We start from the raw sequence: 10,092 nt of genomic DNA on the forward strand, positions 1-10,092 counted from the left end.
CTTCACTCTAAACGCTTCGTAAAAGTATATACCGCTAGACTCATCGTAATACAACCAATGACTATAAAAGGCCAAGCATTTGACATCACTTCCACAAAAGACATATTTTTCAAAAATAACCCCTTGAGTATGGTAACGCCGTGTCGCAAAGGATTAAACCATACAATATGCTGCAACCAATCCGGCATATTTTCTATTGGGGAAGCATATCCGGATAAGCTAACTGAAGGCACGAAAAAAATAAAATTAGCTGAAATAGCTTGCTGCTGCGTTCGTGCTAAAGATGAGATAAAAAGTCCAATACCCACAACTGAAGCAGTAAAAAGTATGAGCGCAAACACTAACAACAAAAATGATCCTCTAAATGGAATACCATATAAAAAAACACCCACAAACCAAAGTAACAAACCTTCACCAAGGCCTACCATAAGAGCAGGTATTGTTTTACCTATTAAGATTTCATAAGGCAACAAAGGTGATACTAATATCTGATCAAAAGTACCAGACTCTCTTTCTCTAGCAATAGAGAGTGCAGTAATTACCAAGGTAATTAACATTGATAAAATACCTACCACACAAGGGTATGTAGACCACAAATGTAATAAATTCGGATTGAACCAATTTATAACATCCATATTCACAATTTGTTTAGAAGGGTCAATTTCTAGTAAATAATTTTCCACTATGTTCGATATATAACCGTAAACAATTTGAGAGGCATTAGACCTTCGCCCATCCAATATGGTTTGAATATCAGCCGTTTGGCCAGATTCGATTCTCCTGGAAAATTCCTCATCTATTCTAATTGCCACAATTGCTTTCTGTTCATCAATGGCATCCTTTACTTCATACAAATTGTTTGCATAAATTACATCAGAAAAATGGGGAGATGCACTGATTCTTTGAATTATCTCATTACTGTGATGGCCCATATCTTGATTGAAAATCATAATGGAAATATTTTTGACATCCAAAGTAGCTGCAAATGAAAAAAAGCATAGTTGCATAAAAGTAGGACTGAACAGAACAATGAGCCTTTTGTAATCCTGAAATAGACTAAACAATTCTTTAAGTATCAAAGCTTTAATGCGCTGAATCATATGTCTAACCTTTTAACCGTTGTTTTAGCAGTAAATATGAAAAAAACTACTCCCAAAATCAGCATCATCAGATTTGCCCACATCAGCAATGACCATATATTTCCCGCTAAAAATATAGTCTGCAAAGATGTAACAAAGTACCTAGCTGGCACTATGTATGTAGCAGCTTTAACATGAAATGGCATACCAGAAATTTCGAACATAAAACCCGAAAGCATAAAAGATGGTTGAAAACCTGTAATAAAAGCAATTTGCGCTGCTAAAAACTGATCTTTTGTTACGGATGATATGAGCAAACCTTGCCCTAGCGCGGGTAATAAAAATACAGCTGAGCAAAAAAGTAATATTAAAAATGATCCTTCAAAAGGCACTTCATACCACAGCGTTGCTACGATAAAACAAATCATCATAGAACACAGCCCAAGTACAAAATAAGGTATTAATTTTCCTAAAATGAGATGATAAATTGTAACTGGAGTTGAAAGTAAACTTTCCATCGTACCCCTATCCCATTCTCTTGCAATTACAAGAGCAGTAAGCAAGGTACCTATCAAAGTCATCACAACCGCTATCGATCCAGGTACAACTCCGTTTCTACTTTTGAGCTCAGAATTATACCAATACCGTGGCTCTAAAGTTATCAGGGGTTCTTTGGTAGCTAAGCCCTTGTTAATAGCTCTATAACTCAACCAATTTTGCATAAGACTACTCACATATTCCTGCAACAAAGAAGCAACATTAGGCTCAGTGCCATCTGCTATAAGCTGTATGGGAAGAATGGATTCTTGAGAATTTAGAGAAGCCGTGAAACCTTCGGGTATTGTTACTATACCCTTAATTTTTCCTACAATAAGTAAATCTTCAAACTCTCTTTTATCGTGACCTATAATTGGATCAACAAAACGAGAATCAGCAAAAGAGACCAAGAGAGATGACGTATCAGCTGCATTATCATAAGAAATCAATCCTATTCTAATGCGATTGCTATCAAAATTAACGCCATATCCATACATAATAAGTAAAATTAATGGCAAGATAAAAGCGATTACGATAGAGCTTGGATCTCTAAGAATTTGAGCCGTTTCTTTTTTAATTAAAGCTTTTAACATTGTCGGCCTTTTGAATTAAATGTATAAATGCATCTTCTAGGGTAGGATTTGGCGAACTTTGAGAAATCGCAAGCCTTTTTAAGTCATCAGGCGTACCTGTTGCGATATTTTCTCCCTTGTAAATAAGCGCTATCCGGTCACAATACTCTGCTTCATCCATAAAGTGCGTCGTAACCATTATTGTCATGCCCTTAGCAGTCATACTGTTAATATGAACCCAAAACTCCCTTCTGGTAATAGGATCAACTCCTGAAGTTGGCTCATCCAAAAACAATACATCAGGTTGATGCATCACTGCGCAGCTAAGAGCAAGCCGTTGCTTAAATCCCAAAGGCAAAATACTGGCTCTAGTATTTAGATAAGGTGTAAGGTTGAAAATTTGTATCATCAGGTCTATTTCATGTTTTTGATGCTCTCCCGCTAAACCATATACACCCGAGAAGAATTGTAAATTTTGTAATACTGTTAAGTTTCCATATAAAGAAAACTTCTGAGCCATATAACCTATCTTTGAACGAGCACTAGATGCCATATGCCTTAAATCAATACCCTTAATAAAGGCATTACCTTGAGTCGGATTTAACAATCCACACATCATTTTAAAAGTAGTCGATTTACCCGCTCCATTAGGTCCTAACAATCCGAAAATTTCCCCTCTCTTAATTTGAAAAGTATTGTTTTTGACCGCAATAAAATCACCAAATTTTTTATTCAGATTTTGAGCATCAATAATAGGCTTATCATCAAATGGCTTTACATCAAGTTCATCAGCTAAAACTGATGTCTTATAAGGTATTCCCCCTAACAAATCAATAAATGCATCTCCAAAGCAAGGTGCAACATTTTTATATTCACCTGATAAATTTCCTTTACTCAGTAAACGGATATTAGACCCTTCTATTATGCCATCAATAATCTCATCACCTTTTAAAAGATCCATTAATACTTTACGTTTTTGACTATCTGCAATACCGCTTAAATGCCATACTCTACCCTCAACTCTTTTAAGTAAATCATGAGGCCTGCCATCATAAAGTTTTTTACCTTCATGTAATAACACCACAGAATCACATTTTTCCGCCTCATCTAAGTAGGACGTAGACCATACAACTGCAATACCTTGGGCTATAAGGTCTTGTACCATCTGCCATAAATGACGTCTTGATATAGGATCAACTCCAACACCTGGCTCGTCTAAAAAAAGAATTTTTGGCGCTCCTAAAAGCACGCATGCAAGCCCCAGCTTTTGTTTCATTCCTCCCGATATATTACTAACAAGCCTTGTTGGAAAATTTTCTAAATCTGTTAATTGAAGTAATTCTTTAAATTTTTTATCCTTTTGTTCCTGACTTAATTTCCTTAAACTGCCATATAATTCAAGATTTTCTATTATGCTTAAATCCTCATATAAACCAAATTTTTGAGGCATATAGCCAGAGATAGCATGAATCTTATTAGCCTGCGTTTTTGTATCAAAAGATGCTATTTCAATCGTACCCGATGTAGGATGCATTAACCCAACAAGAAGTCGCATCAATGTTGTTTTACCAGCGCCATCTGGCCCCACAATACCCATTATTTGACCAGGCATAATTTCTAAAGAAATATTGTCTAACGCTAATCTGTTGCCAAAAGATTTAGTTAAATTTCTAACTACAGCTATCGGGTTATTCATGTTTCTGCTTAGGAATTTTTATAGTTACCGGCATACCATGCTTTAATTGGCTATCAGCGTTATTCACTACTACCCGTAAACGATATACTAAACTTGTTCGCAATTCTGGAGTTTCAACACTTTTGGGAGTAAATTCTGCTTGAGGGGAAATAAATCCAATTTGTCCCGAATAATTTTTATTTGAATCAGTCTTAATTACCACTTTTTGACCAATATAGATATTGCCCAGATTAGGTTCATCAATATAAGTTCTTACTAATACAGGATTTCCTAAAGAGAGGGTGTATACAGGAGAACCAGCTAAAACTATTGAACCTTTTTCTTTAATTCTCGTTATAACGATACCATCCTCTAATGCAATAAGCTGAGTATCTGACAGGTTCAAATTAGACTGATTTAGAGCTGCCTGAGCTATATCCCTCTGAGCTTTAGCCTTATTAAAGTAATCTTGGGTATCATTGTAATCTTTTTGCGAACCAGATTTCTGCGCCAACAACTCTTTTTGTCGATTATAACTTCTTTCAGCCTCTTCTAAATTTGCAATACTGCTAGCAAGTTGTGCTTTTTTCAATTCAAGATCAATATCATAAGGAAGATTATCTAAAACAGCCATAACATCACCTTTTTTCACCTTATCCCCTTCATCAAACTTTAAATCCATGATTTTGCCTGGTACAGCGAAACTAAGAACTACATCCCTAACATCCACATTACCGTATAGAATGATGTTTGGATCACGATATGTTAACTTCAAAAAATAAAAAATCCCCGCCGTAACTACTATAAAAAAAAGAATAAATTTTTTAATCATAAAACTTTCCTAAGATATGCTTATCTTAAGGCATCTTAACACCGATATTTTGGGTACATCAGAATAATTAGATTTTAATCTCTATATTTTGCTTATATAGGGGGAAAAGGTGACACTATGGGCAACTTTCTCTTATCTCAAGAATGCTGCTATCCACCAGCGGCTGATATAATTGCATTTATCGCACTACCCATTATATCTCTATATACTCTTCCTTCATAATTAAAAGGATCTAGCATTTTATCTAAAACACTTGGTCCTCTGTATTTTACAGGTTCTGCTCTAGGAGCTCTTAATTCAGCTCTGGAATCTTGCAATTGAGGTTTAACTGATGCAGCTAGTTTTGGAGGAATGGAGCTTTGAGCATTGCGTTCTACAACAGGAGCGCTTGCTACTGAAGCATTACTACTAATTTGAGGAGCAAGTAAAGGAGCTGGCGCTGGTGCTAGTGCAGGCGCTGGTGCAGGCGCTGGTGCAGGCGCTGGTGCAGGCGCTGGTGCTGGCTCTAAAGTCTGAGCTCTTTGCGCAAGATCAGTTATACCATAACTTCCAACTGGTCGGCTGCTAGGAATGAGAGAAGCTTTAGCTTGGACATCAATTGGGCTTTCGGATTTTTGATTTGCCATAAAATTTTTGAATTCTTCAAGACCTGATGAAAATGTTTTTACAGCTTGTTGCTCTCCTTCAAGTTTTGCAACTTGTTTTTGAGAATTATATAGAGCAAATTGATCCTGCAATTGCCCTATACTTTTAGAGCCTATATTTTGAGATAAGAATTTAACTGCATCTTGATTTTCTGGTCTTGCTAAAACCTCTTGCTGCTCTTTAATTTGACCCTGATATTTCGCGATATCAGCATTGATATTATTTTCTCTTTTTGCATCACTTTTTACTATGTTAGACAAAGCTTCTCTTCTAACCATATCCATATTTTGTCCCTCATCTCTCAAAATTTGTCTTCTTTCCTGAATTGCATCTAGCTCTTTATTTGAGCGCTTATATCCAGATTCAGCTTTTGACAATTGTTTTTGTGCTTTTTGCACTTCTGCCAAGTTAGTCATACGACTTTCTTGAGTATTTAAAGCATCTTTAGCTGTTTCTAAAGCCTTAGGGGTTGCTGCATCTGCTCTAATATCCATCTTTTCTTGATCTTGTTCTATACGCTTTTGTAAAGCTTCTAAAGGCTTACTACTTAGATCCTGCGTTGGCTTGAACCCCATATTGGCACCTCTACTAATAGCTGCCCCTTCATTATCCTTTGCTTTAGCATATTGCTGCTGGAGTCTCTCTAAATCTTGACCAGTTTTACCACTAGTATAGCCCTCATATAAAGCCGTAAGAGCTTCAGAAGTTCTTTGAGTAGCTTGAGTAACGCCCTTATCTACAATTTGTTGTAACCTTGGATTAATGGCTCCCTGAGCGGCAGTATAAGCTCTAGATATATCATCTGTACGTAAATTCAATAAGAGACCTTCTTTCTGCTCGTTTTTAGAGTATTGAGAATTTAGCTCTGCAATTCTTTCGTTAACTTTGTTTAATGCTCTTTGTGAACTTTTAAGCTTATGGTAATGATATTCACTTCCTATTCCATTTATGTTGTCCCCAAGCTTTTGTCTACTCTGAGTAACTTGTTTTTCTAACTTAGCCCTTTGTTGTTCGGCAGCATATAATTGATCAGTAATCTTAACCTTATCTTCCGCAATTTTTGTGATATCGCCTACTGCATTATAATTTTGTCTCACAGCATCAACTCTGGCACTTTCCATCATACCAGATAACTTGCCAGCATCTTCTTCCTTAACTCTTCCTAAAACAGAGTCTTGTCTAGTTTGATATTTTTCAAGTTTTGATTCTAGATTTTTAATGTTTCTTTGATTCAGCCATTTTCCAATAGGGTTTGCATCAGTAAATTTGCTCTCTTTTGCTGCATCAATCTGCGCACTTGCCGCAACTTGTTTCTGTACATTTTCTATTGCTCTTGTTTGAAGAACATTTCTTTCCGTTGTACTTTGAGTATCTTGGGCTAATTCAAGTTTATCTTTTCTTTTACTTTCACGTTTATCTATCCTTGCTTGTTTTGCATCATCACGTGACCTTTGTCTTTCATTTAGAATTGACTCTCTATTCTTAGATACATCTTCCTGATACTTTTCACGCCCCTTAGCACTCTCGACAGCTTTTTGCAAAATCTCAACCCTTGTCCTCGCTTCACTAACCATCTTGTCATTAGCAAATCCTTTTAAGTCACCCTGAATATTACCACCCGATACAACTTTTTGCTCGGAAAGACCAAGGATACCTGGATTATCTTTTCTCATTTGCATCAAAGCTCTCATTTGACTTTGTATTCCACCTTGAACATCAGCCAATAATTTTACTTTGTTAGGATCATCTCTGTTAACTTTTTTCTGCTGAGCTATTTCATTATCTTTACCTTTCAACCAATATTTATTCCAATCTAATTTTCCAGCATCGAAGACGTTTGAAAAAGCATTTTGATTAGCCATTTTATTGTTTAATTGTCTTATATTACTACTTGAAGTTATCCTTGATCCTTCCAAGCTGTTAGCATTCATATTATCTTGTAACTCTTGAGACAATTTAGTTAAATTAGATAACTTCTGACTAGCCTTATAAAAATCCAACCTTGTCTGAGCTTGCGCTAATTCTTTACCCAACTCCTGACTTGTTTTACCATCGGCTAAAGCTCCTGCAATTTTATTACGAAGTGCAGCTGGAGAGGCTTTTAATTTTGCATAAGAATCGGTGACTTTGTCATTAGCAGCATTAAATGTTGCCATTCCTTTATCCCTCCACGCTTCCCTTGTATCGGTCCATTTTTCCCTTTTAATAGCTTTTTTATAATCTTTTTCCAGATTAAAGAAACGTTCGCGGGCATCATGAATTGCAGACTTATCATTACCTTCTTTTGCCTGCGCAAGCTTCACCGCGGCCTTTTCCATCTCGTCCCCAAGCTCACCCGTTGATTTAAGTTTATTAATGATGCCCATTTCTCTTTTTTGAGCTTTATCAAAGTTCTTTTGCAATTTAGCGACTTCGGCATCAGGAGATTTGCGTAATAAATTGGCTAACTTATTTTGCTTAGATGGATCTTGTGGAAATGAAGCAAATTTTGCTTGCCTTGACTTAGCCTCATCCAAAGCAGTACGAGCATCTACTCTGGCCTTAGTGGCAGAAGACATTTTTTCTTGTATATTGGTCTTACTATTAGGATTTAATGCTTCTTTAAAACCTTTTTGGGTAATTTTATCTCCTAAAGCCTCATGTCCTCCTAGTTTTCCAAGAAGATTTCCTCCACTTCTTCCCATACCTTGTAACTGTCCGCCTAAATTACGCATATCCATCCTAGCATTAGCCATAACCATAGAGCCTATTTTACCTCCCACGAACTTAGAAGCATCCCAGGCATATTTTGCAGCACCTCTTGCCGCAGCATGTGCCGCTTGTGGATTCAAACCGCCTCCAAATATACCTTCAGCTATCGATAAAGCTGCATCATTGAAGAATAATAAAACAATCGATATTACTATTAGGTGGAATAGCGCATCTAAATGTATAAAATTACCTGAAGCAAACGCATTGAGACGATCCAAATCTTTTTGCAAACAAGGATCTAAGTATGGCAACTGTAAAAATCTTTGGTCTTGACATTCGTATGCCCTACAATAAGTCTGACTACCGTCAGCATTAGTTTTATACCAAGGCTTTGGGACAGCCAATGTAGTTAAGGTTGGATGGGAACACGTCTGAGTTGATGAATTAGCTTGAAAATTAGATAAACTAATTGAAATAGGCTCAGGAAAATACATATCCAATAATGAATACGGATTACTAGAAACTGACATACTAAATACATTATGGCGACACACTTTAAAACCTAATGTATTATATACTTCACTCCTGATCATACCTCCCAGAAACGCAAGAGCAGTGAACAAGATAATAGGTTGCATACTATAGGCAATCAATTTATCTAACCAACCTTTATACAAATGATGAGTCCAACCAAATAGCATAAAACATAGGAATACAGGAGTCAGAGACAGCATTACACCAACGAATAAAAATGCAGTGATAAAAAATATCCAGGCTTTAAGGTATATATAAGTAACTAAGAGCAACAAAAATATAAACATTAAAATGTAAACTATTCCGTGCCAATCAAACCAAAGTAAAGATGAGAGCTTAATTAAAGTTTCTTCAGCAAAAAGCAACGCTATAATACTTTCGCCACCAGAAGAATATCCTCCCGTTGCAGCATACTCTATCATACCTATAATCTGATTCGCGCCATATATAAATATATTAAACAAATATCCACTAAAGTAATCCCAGCTGTTTGGGCTAAGCATTGCTGCAATGATTAATATTTTGATTACTCTATTTAGTATTTCCCAAGATGTAAAATGGACAACACCAATCAAAAATCCAGCACCTGTAAAGAATATATATAAAGTGAGTATTGCTTTAACAGTTGTTAAAAAACCCGTTTGAGTTAGTATCGTAGCATATATTTTAGGTACAATCCCTGGCGTGCCTCCAGATCCAGAAAATAAAATCTGTTGAAATTTATCAGCAAAAGATTTGAATGGATCTACACCTAAATTATGAACTCCAGATTTAATCTTAACTATATATTGACCAGCGTTATCACTGTAATCTATATCTAACATTTTAAAAAATAGCTTACCCCCTACATAATTGCTGATATCTTGATTATTAATGTTATTAATAACAATTCCACCAGCAGGACCGCTAGGATCAAAAAGTCCAGCATTATTCTCTTTGGCTCCAACATGGAAAGTATACCCTTGTGGAGCAGCCTGACTTGTAACGGTTGAATTTGGACTTACAATATTAGGACCAGAGGTTTGCAGCAAGCCATAAAGACCTATCCCTTGAGTCATCAAACAAGGAGCATTTGTTATACGGAGTGTATCAGGAGTACCAGCTGCGAAACAAGTAGTGGAATTAGAAGTACCAAAATTACAAGTTCTTAAATTAACAATTGAAGGTGGCAAATAATTATAATACCTAGGAGAACCAAACCATGGACTCCAGGCTGATAAACTGCTTCCCATGTTATTATTTAACAGAGGATCTAGATAGTTGTTCCATTGCCAATTCGTAACCATAATTGTAACAGGATCTCCAGTCAAAGAATACCCGCTATCTAACCAAGCACCCATATCCTTATTTTGATAATCAGTAACATAATTATTTGTAGAAGTGTTATCTGGATATCTAGATGAAACAGTAACTGAAGCAAAACCAAAATCATCAGCTTCAATACACTCGGTTCTATTACAACCCGAAAGCATTAAGCTAATTAGTAAAAGTAAGATGTTAATTTTTATAGTGTTGCGCATACATTAG

Annotated in this window: 5 protein-coding genes; all 5 read right to left on the reverse strand. The window is 36.1% G+C overall.

From position 1 onward, the window contains the following. Positions 1 to 2: 2 nt before the first annotated feature. On the reverse strand, positions 3 to 1,100 hold the full coding sequence (locus tag phytr_RS04210) for an ABC transporter permease (RefSeq protein WP_106874631.1): 1,098 nt from the start codon (positions 1,098 to 1,100) through the stop codon (positions 3 to 5). Continuing rightward, positions 1,097 to 2,209 carry an ABC transporter permease gene (locus phytr_RS04215; RefSeq protein ID WP_106874632.1) on the reverse strand — a complete coding sequence of 371 codons (1,113 nt, stop codon included), beginning with the start codon at positions 2,207 to 2,209 and terminating at the stop codon, positions 1,097 to 1,099. Before phytr_RS04215 ends, phytr_RS04210 begins: the two co-directional genes overlap by 4 nt. Beyond that, positions 2,190 to 3,884: an ATP-binding cassette domain-containing protein gene (locus tag phytr_RS04220; RefSeq protein ID WP_106874633.1), complete on the reverse strand. Its 1,695-nt coding sequence runs from the start codon at positions 3,882 to 3,884 to the stop codon at positions 2,190 to 2,192. The genes phytr_RS04215 and phytr_RS04220 overlap by 20 nt, the downstream gene beginning before the upstream one ends. Further along, a complete protein-coding gene (locus phytr_RS04225; RefSeq protein WP_199843751.1) occupies positions 3,877 to 4,695 on the reverse strand; it encodes an efflux RND transporter periplasmic adaptor subunit in 819 nt (272 codons plus the stop codon). The genes phytr_RS04220 and phytr_RS04225 overlap by 8 nt, the downstream gene beginning before the upstream one ends. Positions 4,696 to 4,844: 149 nt before the next feature. Further along, the gene (locus phytr_RS04230) at positions 4,845 to 10,085 is read right to left on the reverse strand and encodes a type IV secretion system protein (RefSeq protein ID WP_106874634.1); all 5,241 of its coding nucleotides are present in this window, start codon (positions 10,083 to 10,085) and stop codon (positions 4,845 to 4,847) included. Positions 10,086 to 10,092: the final 7 nt, after the last annotated feature.

Source organism: Candidatus Phycorickettsia trachydisci (genome assembly GCF_003015145.1).
GTDB lineage: Bacteria > Pseudomonadota > Alphaproteobacteria > Rickettsiales > Rickettsiaceae > Phycorickettsia > Phycorickettsia trachydisci.